We start from the raw sequence: 19468 nt of genomic DNA, 5'->3' as shown, positions 1-19468 counted from the left end.
AAAGAAAAAAATAATATTTGTATGTAAATCTTGGTAATGAAGAAATTTGAAAAAAAACTGACTTACGACCTAGCGGATTAACGCATGTTCGAAGTCAGCTTATTACTGTTTTATTCAACGCTGAACTTAAGCTATTTATGCTGAAGTTTTTTTGCCTTTTTTATTCAATTCAGTACCATCAGCAAGAATCAACTTTGGTGTAGCTTTTTCAGTAATCGTTTCTTCCGTTACGATACATTTTGCAATATCATCACGAGAAGGAAGTTCATACATCATATCTAACATTGTTGACTCAATAATAGAGCGTAAACCACGTGCACCTGTCTTACGTTCGATTGCTTCTTTAGCAATAGCTTTTAATGCCTCTTCTTCAAATTCTAACTCCACTTTATCAAGTTCAAGCATTTTTTGATATTGTTTCACCAAAGCATTTTTTGGCTCAGTTAAAATTCTCACTAATGCTTCTTCATTTAATTGTTCTAAGGATGCTAATACTGGTAAACGTCCAATAAACTCTGGAATTAAACCGAATTTTAGTAAATCCTCAGGAATTAATTGAGAAAGTAATGATACATTGTCATCATCTTGTTTTGTTGGATTAGAACCGAAACCAATTACTTTTCGACCTTGACGACGTTTAATAATCTGTTCAATACCGTCAAATGCTCCACCAACAATAAATAAGATATTTGTTGTATCTATTTGTAAAAATTCTTGATGAGGGTGTTTACGTCCACCTTGTGGAGGAACACTTGCTACAGTACCCTCAAGAATTTTAAGTAATGCTTGCTGTACACCTTCACCTGATACATCACGAGTGATTGAAGGATTCTCAGATTTACGTGCTACTTTATCGATCTCATCGATATAAATAATTCCTTTTTCCGCACGTTCAATATCATAATCTGCAGCTTGAATCAGTTTTAATAAGATGTTCTCTACATCTTCACCAACATAACCTGCTTCTGTTAGAGATGTCGCATCGGCAATTGCAAATGGCACATTCAAAATACGTGCTAATGTTTGTGCTAATAAAGTTTTACCACTACCAGTTGGTCCGATTAAAACAATATTTGATTTTGCTAACTCTACATCATCTATTTTACTGTTTGAATTTATACGCTTATAGTGATTGTACACAGCTACGGCTAGTGCTTTTTTGGCGCGCTCTTGTCCAATAACATATTCATCTAAAATTGATAATATTTCTTTTGGTTTTGGAATATCTTGAAAATCGATTTCTTCTTCTACTCCAAGTTCTTCAACTACGATTTCAGAACATAGCTCTATACATTCATCACAAATATATACACCTGGTCCAGCTACTAATTTACGTACTTGTTCTTGCGGTTTTCCACAAAAAGAGCACTTTAAATTGCCTTTTTCATCATTAAATTTGAACAATTTGCTTCACCCCTATTCAAGCAACAATCTTACAAGATTCTTAAGCCTTAATCAAATAGATTGTTTCGAGTTTGCTCATAATATAATTATTATAAGCAATTTATGTTTATGTATTAGTATGTTAAAACAAGGCACGGTAAAACGCCGTACCTTGTTTTACATGAATTTTATTGTAACATTATTTCAAAATTCTACTAGTATTTTGAATTGGTTTAGAAATTATTCTGTAATTTTAGCGTTTTCAACTAAAAATTCTACAGTTTTTTGAGTTCGAATATCATTTTCAAGAATTTCAGTGTTTCCACCTAAAGCTGAAATGATTTGCTCATTTGTCATACCGAATTGACCGCCCATTTTTTCTAATTCAGCGTTAATATCTTCTTCTGTTACTTCGATATTTTCTGCTTTACCGATTGCTTCTAAAGTTAAAGAAACACGTACGCGGTTTTCAGCTTCTGGACGCATTTGCTCATGAAGAGCTTGTTCATTTTGACCAGAGAATTGGTAGTAAAGATCTAAAGACATACCTTGCATTTGTAAACGTTGAGCGAACTCATCGATCATGCGGTGAATTTCGTTATGAATCATTGATTCTGGAATGTCGATTTCTGCGTTTTGAGAAGCTTTTTCCACTAACTCATCGCGTAATGAGCTTTCAGCATCAGCTTTCTTTTGTTCAGCAGTTTGTTCTTTAAGTTTAGCACGTAATGCTTCTAAAGATTCAACTTCTGGATCGATTTCTTTAGCGAATTCATCGTTTAATTCTGGTAATACTTTAGTTTTAACTTCTTTAACAGTTACTTTGAAAGTAGCTTCTTTACCAGCTAATTCTGCTGCATGGTATTCTTCTGGGAATGTTACTACAACATCTTTAGATTCTCCAGCTTTTAAACCTACTAATTGTTCTTCAAATCCAGGAATGAATGAACCTGAACCGATTTCTAGTGGGTAATCTTCACCTTTACCACCTTCGAATGCTACACCATCTTGGAAGCCTTCAAAGTCGATTACAGCTGTATCACCTTCAACGATTGCTTCGTCTTCTTTGATTTCTAACTCAGCTTTACGAGCTAATTGTTCTTGGATTTTCGCTTCGATTTCTTCGTCAGTTACTTCAACTGAAGCTTTTTTAACTTCTAAACCTTTGTATTCACCAAGTTTTGGTTCTGGTTTAACAGTTACTTTAGCAGTAAAAGTAAAGTTTTGGCCTTTTGCAAAGTTTTCAGTTCCATCGATTTCTGGGTAATCTACTGGAATAATACCAGTTTCGTCGATTGCGTTTGAGTACGCATCTGGAACTAAAATTTCTAAAGCATCTTGGTAAAGAGCTTCTACGCCGAAACGTTTTTCAAATAACGGACGAGGCATTTTACCTTTACGGAAACCAGGTACGTTGATTGTTTTTACTACTTTTGCAAATGCTTTATCTAATGCTTTATTTACTTCTTCAGCTGGTACTTCGATTGTTAATGTACCAACATTTCCTTCTTGCTTTTCCCATTTTGCTGACATTTATAATACCTCCAAAAATAGTTTACAATTGTTAGACAAACTACTCGTTTATACGATTTTGACAACCATTTTAGTATAACATAGTCTACAATAGTTTCAACTTTTTTCATACTTCTTGTAGTTCTGTTAACTTTTCAAGCATCTGTAAAAATTGGACAAGTTCGTAATCCATCTCTTGTACACTACCAAACATTGTTCTTACAAAATCAATATACGCTAACGCAACATCTTCATCATCATATTCCAACCACTCAAATGGATAGGTTACAATTGCATGTTTCGCAATTAAATATTCAACCATTTCTAATGTTGACGGTTCTTTCTGTAGTTTTTCTGAAATCATTTTCGTTATATTGATAAAATGCGGTAATTTAGTTGGTAGTTCTAAAGTACTTGGATTAACTACGCTGCTTTTATCTAATTTAGATAATCTTATTTCTACATTTACTTCTTGTTCTACAAGTAAAATTAAAATAATGCTTTTAATAAAAGGATGGGTTTGTTCATACTCTATAATTGATTTTAATTGCGTTACTAATGGACGGATATTTGTTGTAGTTAATTCATGAACTTTATTTAACTGTTCTGTTGGTGGTAAAGACAAAAAATTATCTATAGAAAATGCATCAGCATCAACTTCATTCCGCACATTATTGCTAATGTCTTCTTGCTGATTTTTATTCTCAGCAATATTTGCATTAAGTTCTTTTAGCCGTTGAAATTTCTCTATTTTATCGTTAGGTATAGCACCTTCTTCGATAAGAGACGTAATAATTTGTTCGACTTGTTTATATTGTTTTAACTGCATACAAACAGTTAAATATAATTCCATTATTTCTAAATACATCGTGGGGCCTAAACTTAAAACCCTTTCACAAATTTCCTTCGCTCTTTCAAAAGATTTCGTTTCATATAGGGAGTATGCGTAAACACTTAAGGTAAATTCGTCACCTTCACTATACTTCAGAGCTTCTTCAAAGGTTTCATTTGCTAAATGATATTGATAACTTTCAACATACTCATGAGCTTTTTGGATTAATCTTTCAACCGTCCCAGGAAATATTACGACATTATCGAATGTTGTGTATTTTTTTAGTTTTCTTTTCAAAACTTCTCACTCCCGGATGTCTACAAAATATTTCCATAGTATTTCTTCATTTTACCTTTTATTGAACATCAGAACAATACAATTATTTTGAGATTCGAATTATTTACCATTTCTGCAAATCTCCTCATTAATTCTGCCAAAATTGTACTAAGTTAACCAAGTATTTGCCTTCAAAATACATTTTTAATCGGTCATTTATAAATTACTTAAGCATAATATTCGTTCTAATTTACGAGAAAAAGGCTTGAAGAACCTTTATCTCCAAGCCATTTTATTAATTATTTTCTTTTGTAATGTCAAGAATTAAAGATGGTAACCAATTAAGTAATGTCTCACATGTAAAACCTGCATTCATGGATTTCACTTGAGACATATACCAATCATCTGGTAAAGAGAAGGGTGAAGTACTTTCGTTATCTTCTTCAACCACTATATTGGCTTTTTTCCCTACCATCTTTTCAATTAAAACCATTAATTCTTGCATAGATATAGTGCCTGTTGATGTGGCATTAAATGGCCCCTCAATATCTGATAAAAAGGCAAATTTTAAAAATTTAGCCGCATCATCTGATGAAATAAAAGACATTCGTGCATCTAGATTAATAAAATGAATTGGCTTTCCTTCTATGACGCGTTCAATATGATAATGTAAACGTCTTGTATAATCATCTAATCCTAATACAATTGGAAAACGAACAGCTACGATAGGAAAAGTTGCTTCTTGGAAAAATACAGCCTCAGCTAACCTCTTTCCTTCCCCATAAGAAAAATCTTGGCTATTACCATAGCGAATTTTATAGGTATATGGATTAAAATCTTCTTCAGTTAGCTCTTTTCCCAATAATCCATCATAGACACTCAATGTAGAAGTGAATATGTACTTCTTTGTTTTACCTTTAAATACTTCACAAGCAGTCAACGCCTCATTTGGAGAATAACAAATATTATCAAAGATGACATCCCAAGAGGTATTTTCAAATACTGTTTTAAATTCCTCGGAGTCAGTACGATCGACAATGATTTGTTGTACTTTGTCTCCAAATGGATGCGGAGTGATACCGCGCGTTGCGATAGTGATATCAAAACCATCTTCTATTAAAAGTTCCACTAGTCTTTTACCAAAAAAACGTGTTCCACCTAGCACTAATATCTTTTTCATAACACCCTCCCCAATTTTTGATAATTTTTTATTTTCTATCTCTTTTATTTTCTATTCCATAAATTGAATTCCTTCTAACATGTATAATTATTTGATACTTGTCTAGGCTAGTTCTGTACAATTAAACAAGGAGTGGTATAGATGGGTATTATGAGTAGAAATCCAAAAGAAGAGCCATTACATTATGGGGAAGTATTTACAATTTGGTCACATCTGTTATCAAACAATGGTATGGTTGCTGCCTATCAAACACTTTATAACCATACTGGAGATCAAGAATTATTAAAAATATTAGAAGAAGCTATTGTGGGTATTGAGGAAGAAAATAAAAAACTAAAAGAGATCTTAAAAGTAAATGGTGTTGGCTTACCTCCTGCACCGCCTGAACGACCAAATGCAAGACGTGATGACATTCCAGTAGGGGCAAAGTTTATGGACCCAGAAATCAGTGCAAAATTATCAGCCGATGTAGCTGCTGGCCTCGTTGCTTGTAGTACGGCAATGGGGATGTCAACTCGTGAAGATATTGCCTATATGTATGGTCAGTTCCATATGGCTAAAGCTCAACTGGGTGCAAAATTATTAAGACTAAATAAAGCAAGAGGTTGGTTAGTACCCCCACCATTACAAGTAAGCCCACATGATGAAAGATAATCTTTAGGATAGGAGACAAAACGAGTCTTCTATCCTTTTACTATTTAACCCTTTAATCCAAACAGTGAGCGTAACAACTTCACATTTCTAATAACAAAATGATACAAAAGCATAATAAGGATAAAAGATGTTGTAATTAAAACGAATGCTTTTATAGAAATAGGCCATGAAAGCTCATAAATAAAATATCCAACAGCAACAATGATTGGCTGGTGCAATACATAAAAAGGCATCGATGCTTCACTTGTATACTTCAAAAAATTATTTGAAAAAGTTAAATACAAATTACCTAAATAAAAAATGACTAATATCCAACTCCAACAATTGACTGTTTTCACTGCATAAAAAATAATATCTTGTATACTATTTTCTTTTGGGAAAGCAATCATAAACCAAACAATATAGATAACGGAAGTTGATAGTGCTATAGGCAATATCCATTTAAACGAAGACACTAATGCAGGTTTGAACTCAGGACTCGATAAAAAGTAATATCCAAATATGAATGTCATGAATAAAATATAATATCCCATCCACCAATACCCATTGTTTCAATCACACCCGATAAAAATAACAGAAACGGAAGTAAAACAAATAAACTTTTTCTAAACTTTCTCCTAGCTATTGTTTTAAATAATGGGACGGAAATGATTGAAAAAACAAGTAGTACAAGTAAATACCAAAGATGCAGGCCCGAAAAAGCAAAATTTCCCCTTCCACCAATATCTAAATATAATCCATCAAAATAATGAGGAATAAAATTTATGAATGATCCTGAAAATTGATAATTTGTCACCCGTTCGATATAGACTTGTGGTGGGGATAATATAAATATACCGAATAACAATGGTACACCTAATCGAACAAGTCTCTCTTTAATAAAATTTGATGTACTTCGATTGTTTAAGGAATAAGTAACACTAATTCCTGAGATAGCAAAAAATAACGGCATTAGCCATACTCCTAAAAATAACGAAAATACGAGTATCCCATTTGTATCTAATTCATTATTTTTAACATGCCAAGGAAACGGATTAAAAAACATTGAACAGTGATACAAAAATACTCCTAATGTTGCGATTACTTTAATCCAATCGTAATCATAATATCGAACTCTTTTGCCCCTCCCCATAAAACACCCCTATCCGTAATTACTATAATACAAAGAATATACAGATAGACATAAAAAGGAAAAAGTTATTTACAACTTTCTCCTTCTAAATAAATTATACAGTTAGTGTATTTTCCTTAATTGCTGCAATAATTTCTTCTGCCACATCATAGGCAAGTTCTAATTGCGAAGTAAACCCAACGCAAGAACAGTTCATTTCACCTAATATATATTCATCTTCTAAAGCTTCATTTGTATCTAGTATAAAGTCCGCTGTCCAAATGAGAGGTAGATCATAATTGCCAAGTAATGAACGTACTTCAGGTAATTGGCTTAAAAAACTTTCTACAAGATTTGACCATTGTTCAGGTGTATCATAACGGTACTCAGCTCCTGAGAAAAGAGTGGCACTAAATGCATCTTCAGTTTCTGCTGGTTTTTTATGAACAACATAAAATGGTTTATCGCGCAGCATAAATAGACGGATTTCTCCTTCTTTAATTCGCGGTAAAAAACGCATGTCCACAATCATTCCGTTTTCTCCAGCAATATATTGTTCACAATAATCAATGAATTCACCGAGTTGCCAATATTCAACATGGTTATCTTTTGCTTCCGTACATTTAATTTGGGCATCTAATGGCGCTTCATCTTGCCCCTCTAGCGCTTCAACTAACTGAACACGCCATATCCCTTCCCCAGTCGATCCACGATTTTGTTTTAATACTCGTTCACCATAAGCTAATGATTTCGGAAATTGTTGTCTAAAATTCTCCATATCATAATAGGCAAATGTATCATCCGGAACTAATGTAGTTGTTTTCAGCTTAACTAAAACATCTTTTGATCCGTATCCAATCATTGCATCAGGATGTGGCATACCGATCACCCCATCTTCACAAAGACGTCTAAGCATTTGAAAATAACTTTGTTCCTCTTTTAAATTACCTGGGTTAATGCGAGATACATATGCAATTCCATTTAAAGATACATAATTATAGATTTCTTCTTCTCGCGCTTTGTCATAAAAAATAACTTCTGCATCTACGCCTCGTTCCTTTAATGCATTCACCATCGGCATCGTATCTTTACGAAAACCATCTGCACCTTTGTCATTTCCACCTTGTACTTCAAAGAATACAACTTTACTTCTCATAAAAGCCCTCCTTTTTTCCATTTATTACTAATCATTATAAAGGAGAATAATCTCATTATTTTACAGTAATTGTAAACTTTATGTGTATTTTTAATTACCAGTTCTGAAATTTGTAAATACATATTATTTTAATTACATTAAATTAAGGATGAACTTAGGAGGTTAGATATGTTTCAAAATAAAGTTGTTATTGTCACAGGTGCTGCCCAAGGGATTGGAAAAGAGGTTGCAACTCAATATGCCAAATCAGGAGCTAAAGTTGTATTAGCCGACCTGAACGAACAATTAGGAGAAGCAATTAATGATGATTTAAAGGAACAAGGTTACAATACTACCTTTGTAAAAACCGATGTTCGCCAGGAAGCTGATATCATAAATCTTATGAAAACTACCGTCGAGCGATATAGTACCATCGATATATTAATTAATAATGCTGGTGTCTTTAAAATCTGCTCACCTTTAGATTTAGACATTGATAGTTGGGATGATGTAATCAATACCAATTTGCGAAGTGTTTTTTTATGTTCACGGGAAGCTGCAAAATATATGCGATTAAACCAAAAAGGTGGGGCTATTGTTTCGATGGCTTCTACAAGAGCATTTATGTCAGAACCAAATACTGAATCCTACGCTGCTACTAAAGGGGGTATCATTGCACTTACACATGCTCTAGCTAGTTCCCTTGCACTTAACAAAATACGGGTAAATTGTATTTCACCTGGTTGGATTGAAACTGGAGAATACGAAAAATTACGTCCAATTGATCATCAACAGCATTTTTCCGGAAGAGTTGGAAAGCCAATCGATATTGCAAAGGCTTGCTTCTATTTGACCGATGAACGAAACGATTTCGTAACAGGAACTAATATAACTGTAGATGGTGGAATGACGAAAAAAATGATCTATGAGGAATAGGATTTTACTATTTTTTCCCTGTACTAAAACACAAATATTCTGGTTCAACATGAATTTTTTTAAAATTGATACATTAAAGTTGACTTGAAATAACATCTGTATTACATTATAAAGGAATCGATTCTGTTGTTATATAACAATAAGCCACACTATTTTCTTTCTTAACATTAGAAAACCGAATAATAGCCATCTGCCAATGACTACTATTCGGTCCTTTTTGCCATATTTATTAATACGTAGTTGAGAGATCTCCAACTTTTTCTTTTTTGTCTTTTTCGATTTGTTTTTTCTTTTTATTAACTTCTGAACGAAGCAACAATGAAATTAATAATGAGATAGCAATTAGTCCTGTAAAGATATAGAAAACAGGAATATAACTATTAGTCATATTTTTCACTGTATTCACTAATATTGGACCAAAAATTCCACCTAGTGACCAAGTTGTTAATAAATAACCATGAATAACACCAAGTTGTTTCGTACCGAATAAGTCACTTGCGTAAGCTGGCAAGTTCGAGAAACCACCACCATAACAACTAACTACAAGGAAGATGAAAACTTGGAATAATAAAACGTTTGTTGTAAATGGTAATACTGCAAATGTAATGATTTGAATAACGAAGAAGATGACAAATATATTTGGACGACCAATATAGTCAGAAACCGCTGCCCAGATAAGGCGTCCCCCACCATTAAACATTCCCATTAAACCTACCATCGCTGCTGCACCTGCAACAGATAAACCTACAATTTCCTGTGCCATTGGAGATGCTACAGAAATCATCATAATACCAGCTGTTACATTCACTAAATGCATTGCCCAAAGCATCCAGAAGTACTTTGTTTTCACTGCTTCTCTAGCCGTCATTTGTGCTAAATCTTGTTTTACTTTTGTTTTACCAGCAGTAGCTGCATTTTTCATACCCTCTGGCATAAAACCTTGTACAGGGGGCGCGATATAAGATGCACCTAAAATCATTAACGTAAAGTAAGATGCACCTAAAATAAAGTAAGTTGTAGAAATTCCTACGCCTTCCATTAAGTTCGCTGCAACCGGCGCAGTGATTAAAGCTCCAGAACCAAATCCTAATACTGCCATACCAGTCGCTAAACCACGACGATCTGGGAACCATTTTACTAATGTCGATACTGGCGCAATATAACCTATCCCCATACCTAATCCACTAAGAAGTCCATATGTTAGCCAATATAAAACTACAGAATCCATTAAAATTGCAAGTCCAGCACCTGCTTGTCCTGCTCCAAATAAAACAGCTGCAACCATCGCCGATTTTCTAGGTCCTAATTTTTCTACCAAACTACCAAAAAGTGCCGCTGCAAAACCAGCAAGCCCCATCATAATTGTGAATGCCACAGTTACATTCGTTTCACTCCAACCCATTTCTGTAACAATTGGCAGTTTATATACACTATAGGCATAAGCTCCGCCAATCGATAGGTGGATTGCAATAGCAGAAAGTGCAATTAGCCATCGATTTTTTTTCATATCTTCTCTCTTACCCTCTTTCTTTCTAAATGTGAAAAAGTTGTGACAACTACTTTACCAAGATAACATTAATAAAATATGAAAATCAATAGTTTTGCAGAAAAAATTATTTTTATAAAGTAGATTTTATATGCAATAAGTAGAAGATAATTATATAAACGCGAAAATCCACTATATACAACATTATTCTGAAAATTGATATCAGTTATTATAAAATAATTTAATCATCTTATGTATATACAGTTTTTATAACGTTTTAATCATCAAGAATGTTGAGTTAATAACGTTTATAACTTAGAAATAAATAGTATAATCTAGAAAAAATTTATCAATTCATAGTTATTATGTTATGATACAACTAATTTTGAACTCAATTATTACAGATATAAAATTATAATTAATTACCAATTAAAGATTTTTTGATAGTATATTAAAAAAGTTGCAACATGACATAAATATGTAAACTTCATTTTCAATTGAATACTATTTAACGAAATAAAACACCTTTTAATGACTTCATTAAAAGGTGTTTTATTTCATTATCTAACTATTAAAACATCATATTTAGAAAAACGAAGGATTCGTTCAGCAACAGAACCAATAATTAACTTTTCTATTTGGTTTACTCCCGTTGCTCCACAAATAAGTAAATCGATTTCAGGTAGTTGTGTTAAAATTTCTTTTGGCGAACCGGTCTCTACTTTTACTTCTACATTCAAAACCCCTGTAGTTAGAGCTTGTCCTTTTAATGCCTCAATTTTTTCTAATCTTTCATTCTTTAATTGATCTGCGTATTTTAAGTCATACGCAGCAATGGCACCAAATGATTTAGTATCAACAACATTTACTAGTTGTAAAATTGCCTCATTATTTTTAGCGATTTCAACTGCACGTTCAAATGCCTTGATGGATTGTTCAGAAAAATCAATTGCAACGGCAATCTTTTTATAATTATTTACCATATTCACCCTCCTTTGTTAATCAAATCATATTCGATATTTATATTTTTAACAAGAAAACTATTAATTAAGTAGTGTTTGTATATAAACAGTGTTATTACAAATAATAAAAAAGGTGTTTTATCACCTATAACAACGATGTGGAGGGATTTGTAATGAATAACATTCGTGAAGGCTTAATCCCTACAGTATTAGGGTCAGCTGTTACCGCTGCTGGATACGCAATGAAACAAAAAAGTGGATCTAACAAAATGTTAGCAAACACTATTTTCGGATTCGGCTTAGCACATATTGTGTTAGGGGCAATTGACCTTGTTGAGCATCGTCGTTAGCTTAAAGGAGAGCGCAACGATTGTGCTCTCTTTTTTTACCTTTTTAGTTCCTTCAACATTAGATATCAAATCTAGATAATTGATAAATAGAAGAAAAATTAAGGTAAACGTATGGGAGAACTCTTTGTAATTTTGCTTATTGTACAAATTATTGGGAATGTCATTTACTTTTTTAAATGGTTTAAGATGACGACACGGGAAAGAGAATGGGGTCGTAAAAAATCAAAATGAAGTAGTTCTGACTCTGGTTCATCCGATTCTTTTTGGTCCTTTGACACTAGCAGTTCGGACAGTGGAGGGGGATATGATTAATTGTTCAAACACATGTTAACTATTCTATCAAAATAAAAATCTCTCAATAAACTAATATATCTGCCCTTTTCTGTTCTCTTTTTTTACATAGTTTATAGTTATAATTATGGAAAATAGAGGTGTTACGATGGCCCGTTTATTTGGTTTTTGTTATCCTGGTTATCGTTATTGTGGGCCTGGTTGCAGTGGACCTGGAGCACCGACGAATCCAGTAGATGCATGTTGTAAGTACCATGATGAATGTTATAGATATTGTGGAGATAAAAAATATTGTGATGAACTATTCCAGCGCTGTTTATATCCATATATCAACCCCTATAGCAAAATGGGGAGAGATGCTAGAGTTTTCTCTAGAGCGATTCATTTAAAGAATTTCTTTTTCTAAAAACCCTTCCTTAAATTTGGAAGGGCTTTTATTTATTAATCAATCATTACAACATGTCCCATCTTCATTTAAATGTCCAGATCGATTGATTTTTGTTTTTAAGTAATTTTTATTATGTTCAGAAATATCGCCCCACAATTGCTTCCTTCCTGCTACAGGGAGCCCAGATGCTTGTAATGCTTCTATTTTTTTAGGGTTATTTGTAATTAGTGTAACTGGTTTAATCCTTAACGCTCGTAAAACACGAATTGCATCATCGTAATTTCTTGAATCATTCACAAACCCTAACATATGATTTGCATCAACTGTATCATAGCCATTTTCTTGTAATATATAAGCCAACGCTTTACTAAATAGCCCGATTCCTCTTCCTTCATGATTTGCTAAATAGAACAATGCTCCCGTTCCATGTTCTACAATCATTTTCATTGATTCTTTTAATTGGTATCCACAATCACATCGTTTACTACCAAAAATATCGCCGGTATGACAAATGGAATGCATCCGAATAATTGCATCTTCCCCATTTTTAAAGTCTCCATAAACTAGTACACTTGATTGCTGCCGTTCTGCTAAATTTACCGAAGACAATTTATCAATAATCTTTTGAAAATCTTCCGTCACTTCTTCGCAATTTAACCAACAATACCACTGAAAAGTAACTGTATTTCCATATAAATTAACTGGTAAATTTACTGGTCCAACTAAATAAATGGCACCTTTATTGTTTTGTATGAGTTTAATTTTATTTTCTAAAATAGATAACACTTTACTATTTAAATTTACCTGTGCCAATGCGTTTTCCTCCTTCTTTGCTGTTAGTTTGGTTACTTTAGTAAAATTTATGTCACACCGTCATTGAAAGGTTAAGATATTCAGTTGAAAAATGAAGTGATATACTATGAAATACATATATAGAGAAAATGAGGTAAAATAGAATGAAATATAGTTTTCGTAACGATTATAGCGAATTATGTCATCCCGAAATTTTTGAAGCTCTTATAGCAGCTCAAAAGGAACAAAATAGTGGATATGGCTTAGATAAACATAGTGAAAATGCGAAAAAGCTAATTCAAGAAAAATTGGAAACGAATAATTGCGATATTCATTTTGTTACAGGTGGAACACAAGCAAATGCTACGGTAATATCATACATATTACGACCATATGAAGCGGTACTAAGTTGTGAATCTGGACATATTAATGTGCATGAAACAGGTGCCATTGAAGCAACTGGCCATAAAGTCTATACTGTGCCAGGGCAAGATGGAAAATTATATCCGATTGATATCATCAATGCACTGAAAACTCACACAGATGAACATATGGTGAAAATCGGAATGGTTTATATATCACAATCTACTGAAGTTGGAACTGTATATAGTGTTTCAGAGTTAAAAGCTTTATATGATTGCTGTAAGGAAAATAATCTTTATTTATATATAGATGGCGCTCGTCTTTCAAGTGGTTTAGCAGCAAGTGATGTCGAGTTTCACATGCTAAAAGATCTATGTGATGTTATGTATATTGGTGGAACAAAAATCGGATTGATGAGTGGAGAAGCCATAGTCATTTTTAACGATCAATTTAAACCTTATTTCCGTCATCATATAAAAAATAAAACTGCTATGTTGGCAAAAGGATTTGCAATTGGCATTCAGTTTGAACGTGCATTCCAAGATAATCTATATTTTGAAATGGGAAAACATGAAAACGAACTTGCACATTTTTTAAGTAATGAACTTAAAACTTTAGGCGTACCTTTACTTAGTGAATCACCTACAAATCAAATTTTCCCTATATTTAGTAAAGATCAAGTTGAGGAATTAAAAGAACTTTATGATTTTGAAATATGGGGAGAAGTAGAAGATAAAATTGCTATCCGCTTTGTTACTTCTTGGGCTACAACAAAAGAAGCATGCATTGAACTAATTCAAGATATTGAGAAAATCATTTCAAAATAAAAATAAAATCTTCCTATTTCTAATTTAAAAGAAAGAGGAAGATTTTTTATTTACCCATTATATAAGTCTTTAATAATGCTAACCGTTCTCGAATATGAGATTTTACCGCAACACTTCGAGGCGTTTTTGCAGCTAATACATCCGCTTCTAGACCAACAACATTTGCTAAAAATTTCGCTCTTGCTAAATGGTAATCATTCGAAACAATCGTAATAGTTTTAACTCCTTCTGGTAAAAAGTCTTTTGAAAATAATAAGTTCTCATAAGTTGAAGTTGATTTTTCTTCCATTTGTATTCTTAATGGGTCAATTCCTGCATCGATTAAATATTGTGCCATTACAGATGCTTCTGTTGCTGGTTCATCGATTCCCTGTCCACCAGAAACAATTACTTGCACATGCTTATGATTTTGCAAATAATCAATCGCTACATCTAAACGATTTTTTAATGATAGCGAGGGATCCCCATTTGGCTTAATTTTTGCACCTAAAATTATTAAATAATCATTAGAACCATCTGCAACAGGTGTTTTGCCCTTCTCTATCTTTTCTCCCAGCCATGTGTAGCCACTTCCAATTAATAATAGAAATACAATTCCCCCACCAATCCAAAATTTCATACACTCACCTCTTACCTCTATTAAACGAATGATTAGAGGAAAGGGTTCTCACTTTTACTAATTTATTGATTCTCTACAAATCGCAATAACTGATTAATTAAATCTGGCATTTCATAAAATCCACTGTTAATTCTTAACCGCTCCGAAACCTGGTGTGCGTCCTTTCCATATGGACCTAAATTCATAACAGGAGCATTAAATTTTGCAATTTGTTCAAATGGGATATCATAAGTTCGATTCCACACAGGGGTATTTTCTTCATAGGCAATCCAACCATTATCATCCATTAGCTGACAATAACTTAAATCGCATATTCCATTAAAATAATGTACTTGTTGTAGTGGAATATTATATTGTTCTGATGCTTTTAATACTACATCAATGGCTTTTTTCACTAGTGGATGATCACTTGAATTCACTGCTGGATAAAATGGTGGTGCAAATAACACGACAACTGCTGGTGCTAACTCCTGACATTGAATCATTAATCTATCTGCAATAGCAAAGGATTGGTCACGCTCATCTAAATTCGGCAATGCCAATACCTCATGTATTAGTTGTTCAATATGTGGCTTCCCTAGTTTGTTTGTTGCGTAATCCAAAAGTTCACTATAACGAATTGTTCGAATTTTACCGATAGGACTAATTTTCATATTTGCACAAACTTCATCATACCGCGCTTGACATTTTTGCATTGCCTTTTTTGTTACTTCTTCAAACATATCAAAAATATCAGCCGCGCTTCTTTTCATTAAAAAGACATTGTACATCGCCACTGCTCGATACGGTGTTTGTGTAGAATATTGATCTTTTAAATCTTGTAATTTTAAGGCCACTGGAAGAGGGGTTGTTTCACCGTAAACTGTTTCACAAAATGTATCGTTCCATTCCATTTCAATTTCCAAATAAGCGCTCATAAAAGGTGCACTTATCCCCTTCAACGGCTCACCAACATGAGTTTCCTTTCCGTAGAATAACGCTGCCGGCATTACTTTCCCAATTGAACCAGTATATAAATATTCATTGTTATCATATGGTCCTTGGGAAAAGGAAGGTTCACTATTTAAGAATAGACTAATCTCCAAATTATAATTTTCAGTAACCTCTGCAATATGTTTTACAGCGACACGCATACCAGCTGAACTTACTTCTTCGTCTGGTACTGTAACTAATAATAAATTTAATGCCCACTCTTCTTCAATTGCACGTTCTAAAGCTTGCATATGAAGGGCAAGCCCCATTTTCATATCCATTACACCACGACCGAATAAGTAGTCACCGGATTCAAGATCCTTTTGTGCCTGCTCATTTAACATCCACTTTGCTTCATGAAAAGCTTGCGTAATCATTTCAGGTTCTGTGGCAAGCGGCATAAGCGCACCATATTCTTCAATTTGAACCGTATCAAAATGACTAATGAGCACCACGGTCTTTTTTGCGTTTGGATGCTTATATAACGCAGAAAGCACTTGTCTTCCACCTTCAACATCAACGGTTTGTAAAAAGTGTTGATTTGTATTGAAATACGGTAACAATTGAAATTTCGCAAATAACTTTTGTGTAAATTCCTGTTCGCCTTTAGTTAATGTTTGACTTTCCCAACGTACAAGTTCGTATAGTAATGATTTTAATTTTTCTGGAGTATCCCATTTCATCCTATCATCCTTTACTCGAAGATATTTTTTGAATACCCTAAACATCCCTAAACTATCATTTACCTAATAATAATAGTTTTAACTTTGCAAATAGTGGAATTCGTTTAATTTTACAGAACCCTAATAATGGATACAAATATTTGTGCTTTAAGAGCCAGATGTTTTCAATAAATTGGGATGACATTTAATGAGTTGTCTTATGATGGAATTCTCTTGGGAGCTCTTCTAACAAAAGATTAGCGAAAAATTTTCAAAGCCAAGTTACGAAATATCGTTCAAAACAACATCCTGAACTTAAACGCAAATACTTTGACAATTAGTGCCCATAATACTTTTGCGAGAGATTTACTTGAAGTAAAGATTATCAATGTTATTGAAGAAATTTTCTGTAAAACAAAAGGTAATTTGAAGAGGAAAAAACAGATTTGATTGAAGCAAGGATTGGAAACTTAATTGCGTTTTTAAATACGACTTAATCAAAAATATGTGAAAATTAAGATAATAATACCTACTTCTACATTATATTACAAATCAACTTCGATGTCCTATTAGAAATTTAATAAAAAACTTTTATTAATATATTATGTGGTTATAAATTACTGGATCGAAAATTATGTATATACTTAACAATACACTCCCTAGACGCAATCAACGTAAGTTGTATTTTGAATTAAAATAGGTGCTTATCTTTAGTAAAGTTAAGCACCCTTTTATTGAGGAAAGATTTTTTATTGAATATTTACCTTAATCAAAATCATACATATCATCATCATTTTCTTGCTCTACTTTAATAATTCGACCAGTTCTGGCATTGATTTTAACTTCATACATTTTATTTTGCATTGTTAAAACGTAAACTTCATAATTTAATACACCGTTATCCATATCTAGATCCACATGTACGATTTGTCCTGGCACTCTACTAAGTGCAATTTGCTGAGCTTGTTGTACAGAAATTCTTTGGTTATTCTGTAAATACATCGGATTTTGATATCCGTAATACATACTAATTTTACCTCCCCTAAGAAATTTAATCGACTCATATTATTCAAAAGTTTGGGAGATGGTTACTTTTCTTAGGTTTTGGCATGATTAGGATTTTAATTTTAACTGTCATCTGAAATAACTGACATTTGCTAGATTATAATAAAAATAAACATAGACAATCCTACAATACTTGCAGAATCATCTATGTTCTAGTGATTATTTAGGAAACGATTTTTCTCTAAGAATCATAAAGATTTAATCATTCCTTAAATTTCTTGACGCTTACTCGCCTACCATACCGTCATGATCATTATCTCGCATGTATTGGTATAACCAGTGATCACTCGTAATTGGCATACTGAAACCAGCTGCTTTTGCCTCTTTAATCGTCACCTGTCCATCCCCGTTTGTATCAATAGTAGAAATATCACCTTTAGTTTTTGAACTAGATGATTTAGAAGATTTATTACCAGTTATACCAAGTGATTTGTTTACTTCATCAGGGTTCACATTATCAAATGTATCAACTACTTTTTTACCTTTTATCGTATAAGTATATTTATAACTGGAAGGAATCTGCGTTTTCGTATTTGGATATGTAATAATGGCTTCGAAATTAGTAGCCCCACCAGCTTTACGAATCGCATCTTCCATATAAGCTTGATCACCATGTCGGTTGAGCGTACTGTCTTGAGGGGTAATATTATATGCATTTGATACCCCACCTAGTGAATCAGCAATAATATGCCCTTCATCTAAAACTGGGCTTTCAACACCAGGAACTTTTGCCTCGTCAGCATAATATCTTCCTGAAGACAAAACTGGTTCGTTACGATCATCCTGTAAAATAATTTCATCAGCAATAACACGTACTAGTTGTCCGTACTCATTGGTAAAAGCCCAATATTCACGGTCACCAAAACCAATATCAACGACAACATTTGGTTCACGATAACCAGACAAATCACCACCATCAACTTCAATCAGTTTATGACCTGAAAACAGTTCATCCTTTGATTGGGTTGAAGTCTCTTTTTCTACCGGTTCATCTACAACTGTAGTGACAATTTCATCGTTTTCATTATTATTACTTGTATTTACAGTGTTTTCTTCTTGCTGAACTGTTTCTTCATCAGTAATGGATACATCTTCTACGTTGGTACAACCAACCATAAAAATGCTCAACAATAGCAAGAATAAATAATTTAATTTCTTTTTCATTTAGGACTCTCCTATTTTTTCTTTTTCTAAAATTCTTGGATGGTTTACATAGTTGTTTGATTACTACGGAGATGTGTCCTTTAGTTGAATATCGTATAAGATAAAAATCCAAGCCCACAAACTCTAGAAATTCAAATCAAACTCTAAGTAAAAAACTGTTAGCAAAACCTATAAACCTCACTTATTATATCATGCCTGCCTCATTCCTCTTAAAAGTCAGAATTTACTCAAGCTTCTTAAAATCCCTTTTTGTTCCTATTACCTGTTATTAAATTACTTTTACCTTAACTAGAGGACAGGTTAAAATGAAATCCACTGTTTCTATTTGACTTTTTCATAGGAAGATGGATAATTAATAGAATATAAGAGAAATTTTAGTTGTAAAGGAGAATAATAATGTTTGATCAAGTAGCAGTAGGAATTTTACAAGCTCTTACAGTTGTAACAGTTGCAGTTATTGTTGTAGTAATGCCTCTTGTTGATACAATGGTACGCAAATAATTAGGAC

At 33.1% G+C, this 19468-nt stretch carries 19 protein-coding genes; 5 read left to right on the top strand and 14 right to left on the bottom strand.

The genetic code is table 11. The features are described 5' to 3' along the window. Positions 1 to 135: 135 nt before the first annotated feature. The 4 genes from clpX to D8M03_RS00930 all read right to left on the bottom strand — a co-directional run bounded on the left by clpX (position 136) and on the right by D8M03_RS00930 (position 5183). Positions 136 to 1404, bottom strand: coding sequence for an ATP-dependent protease ATP-binding subunit ClpX (gene clpX, locus D8M03_RS00945; RefSeq protein WP_121212803.1), 1269 nt, complete (start codon positions 1402 to 1404; stop codon positions 136 to 138). 219 nt (positions 1405 to 1623) lie between these two features. Continuing rightward, positions 1624 to 2916 (bottom strand): trigger factor, encoded by a 1293-nt coding sequence (gene tig / locus D8M03_RS00940; RefSeq protein WP_121212802.1) that lies wholly within the window; start codon positions 2914 to 2916, stop codon positions 1624 to 1626. 106 nt (positions 2917 to 3022) lie between these two features. Next, positions 3023 to 4024: a tetratricopeptide repeat protein gene (locus D8M03_RS00935; protein ID WP_121212801.1), complete on the bottom strand. Its 1002-nt coding sequence runs from the start codon at positions 4022 to 4024 to the stop codon at positions 3023 to 3025. Between the two features lie 274 nt (positions 4025 to 4298). Beyond that, positions 4299 to 5183, bottom strand: coding sequence for an NAD-dependent epimerase/dehydratase family protein (locus D8M03_RS00930; protein WP_121212800.1), 885 nt, complete (start codon positions 5181 to 5183; stop codon positions 4299 to 4301). A 141-nt stretch (positions 5184 to 5324) separates the two neighbouring features. Between D8M03_RS00930 and D8M03_RS00925 the strand changes: the two genes are divergently transcribed. Further along, a complete protein-coding gene (locus tag D8M03_RS00925; protein ID WP_121212799.1) occupies positions 5325 to 5837 on the top strand; it encodes a DUF3231 family protein in 513 nt (170 codons plus the stop codon). A gap of 44 nt (positions 5838 to 5881) precedes the next feature. Here D8M03_RS00925 and D8M03_RS17935 read toward each other — a convergent pair whose 3' ends face one another. The 3 genes from D8M03_RS17935 to D8M03_RS00910 form a co-directional block, all read right to left on the bottom strand. Further along, positions 5882 to 6370, bottom strand: a complete 489-nt coding sequence (locus tag D8M03_RS17935) for an acyltransferase family protein (protein WP_121212798.1) — start codon at positions 6368 to 6370, stop codon at positions 5882 to 5884. Further along, positions 6346 to 6969, bottom strand: coding sequence for an acyltransferase family protein (locus D8M03_RS17930; RefSeq protein WP_121212797.1), 624 nt, complete (start codon positions 6967 to 6969; stop codon positions 6346 to 6348). Before D8M03_RS17930 ends, D8M03_RS17935 begins: the two co-directional genes overlap by 25 nt. A gap of 94 nt (positions 6970 to 7063) precedes the next feature. Beyond that, positions 7064 to 8104, bottom strand: a complete 1041-nt coding sequence (locus D8M03_RS00910) for a Cj0069 family protein (RefSeq protein WP_121212796.1) — start codon at positions 8102 to 8104, stop codon at positions 7064 to 7066. A gap of 168 nt (positions 8105 to 8272) precedes the next feature. On the opposite strand from D8M03_RS00910, the gene D8M03_RS00905 reads away from it, so the two are divergent. Beyond that, on the top strand, positions 8273 to 9019 hold the full coding sequence (locus D8M03_RS00905; RefSeq protein ID WP_121212795.1) for a glucose 1-dehydrogenase: 747 nt from the start codon (positions 8273 to 8275) through the stop codon (positions 9017 to 9019). 229 nt (positions 9020 to 9248) lie between these two features. Here the strand turns inward: D8M03_RS00905 and D8M03_RS00900 are convergent, their stop codons facing one another. Both D8M03_RS00900 and D8M03_RS00895 read right to left on the bottom strand, forming a co-directional pair. Next, on the bottom strand, positions 9249 to 10526 hold the full coding sequence (locus tag D8M03_RS00900; protein WP_121212794.1) for an L-lactate MFS transporter: 1278 nt from the start codon (positions 10524 to 10526) through the stop codon (positions 9249 to 9251). Between the two features lie 539 nt (positions 10527 to 11065). Further along, a complete protein-coding gene (locus D8M03_RS00895) occupies positions 11066 to 11488 on the bottom strand; it encodes a universal stress protein (protein ID WP_121212793.1) in 423 nt (140 codons plus the stop codon). Positions 11489 to 11640: 152 nt separating this feature from the next. Between D8M03_RS00895 and D8M03_RS00890 the strand changes: the two genes are divergently transcribed. Beyond that, positions 11641 to 11817 (top strand): asparagine synthase, encoded by a 177-nt coding sequence (locus tag D8M03_RS00890; RefSeq protein ID WP_121212792.1) that lies wholly within the window; start codon positions 11641 to 11643, stop codon positions 11815 to 11817. Between the two features lie 418 nt (positions 11818 to 12235). Then, positions 12236 to 12514: a Parvovirus coat protein VP1-like protein gene (locus tag D8M03_RS17860; RefSeq protein WP_342768772.1), complete on the top strand. Its 279-nt coding sequence runs from the start codon at positions 12236 to 12238 to the stop codon at positions 12512 to 12514. A gap of 39 nt (positions 12515 to 12553) precedes the next feature. Here the strand turns inward: D8M03_RS17860 and D8M03_RS00880 are convergent, their stop codons facing one another. Next, on the bottom strand, positions 12554 to 13309 hold the full coding sequence (locus D8M03_RS00880) for a GTP cyclohydrolase II (protein ID WP_121212790.1): 756 nt from the start codon (positions 13307 to 13309) through the stop codon (positions 12554 to 12556). 143 nt (positions 13310 to 13452) lie between these two features. Between D8M03_RS00880 and D8M03_RS00875 the strand changes: the two genes are divergently transcribed. Further along, a complete protein-coding gene (locus D8M03_RS00875; protein ID WP_121212789.1) occupies positions 13453 to 14478 on the top strand; it encodes a threonine aldolase family protein in 1026 nt (341 codons plus the stop codon). Positions 14479 to 14524: 46 nt separating this feature from the next. Here D8M03_RS00875 and D8M03_RS00870 read toward each other — a convergent pair whose 3' ends face one another. The 4 genes from D8M03_RS00870 to D8M03_RS00855 form a co-directional block, all read right to left on the bottom strand. After that, positions 14525 to 15097 carry a YdcF family protein gene (locus D8M03_RS00870; protein ID WP_121212788.1) on the bottom strand — a complete coding sequence of 191 codons (573 nt, stop codon included), beginning with the start codon at positions 15095 to 15097 and terminating at the stop codon, positions 14525 to 14527. Positions 15098 to 15159: 62 nt separating this feature from the next. Beyond that, positions 15160 to 16752: a M20/M25/M40 family metallo-hydrolase gene (locus D8M03_RS00865; RefSeq protein ID WP_121212787.1), complete on the bottom strand. Its 1593-nt coding sequence runs from the start codon at positions 16750 to 16752 to the stop codon at positions 15160 to 15162. A gap of 744 nt (positions 16753 to 17496) precedes the next feature. After that, the gene (locus D8M03_RS00860; protein WP_121212786.1) at positions 17497 to 17757 is read right to left on the bottom strand and encodes a PepSY domain-containing protein; all 261 of its coding nucleotides are present in this window, start codon (positions 17755 to 17757) and stop codon (positions 17497 to 17499) included. Between the two features lie 264 nt (positions 17758 to 18021). Further along, positions 18022 to 18960, bottom strand: coding sequence for a DNA/RNA non-specific endonuclease (locus D8M03_RS00855; protein WP_121212785.1), 939 nt, complete (start codon positions 18958 to 18960; stop codon positions 18022 to 18024). Positions 18961 to 19468: the final 508 nt, after the last annotated feature.

The organism is Ureibacillus endophyticus (assembly GCF_003628435.1).
Taxonomy (GTDB): Bacteria; Bacillota; Bacilli; order Bacillales_A; family Planococcaceae; genus Ureibacillus; species Ureibacillus endophyticus.
Note: the sequence above shows the minus strand (reverse complement) of the source record. Positions and strands in the feature narration are given on the sequence as shown.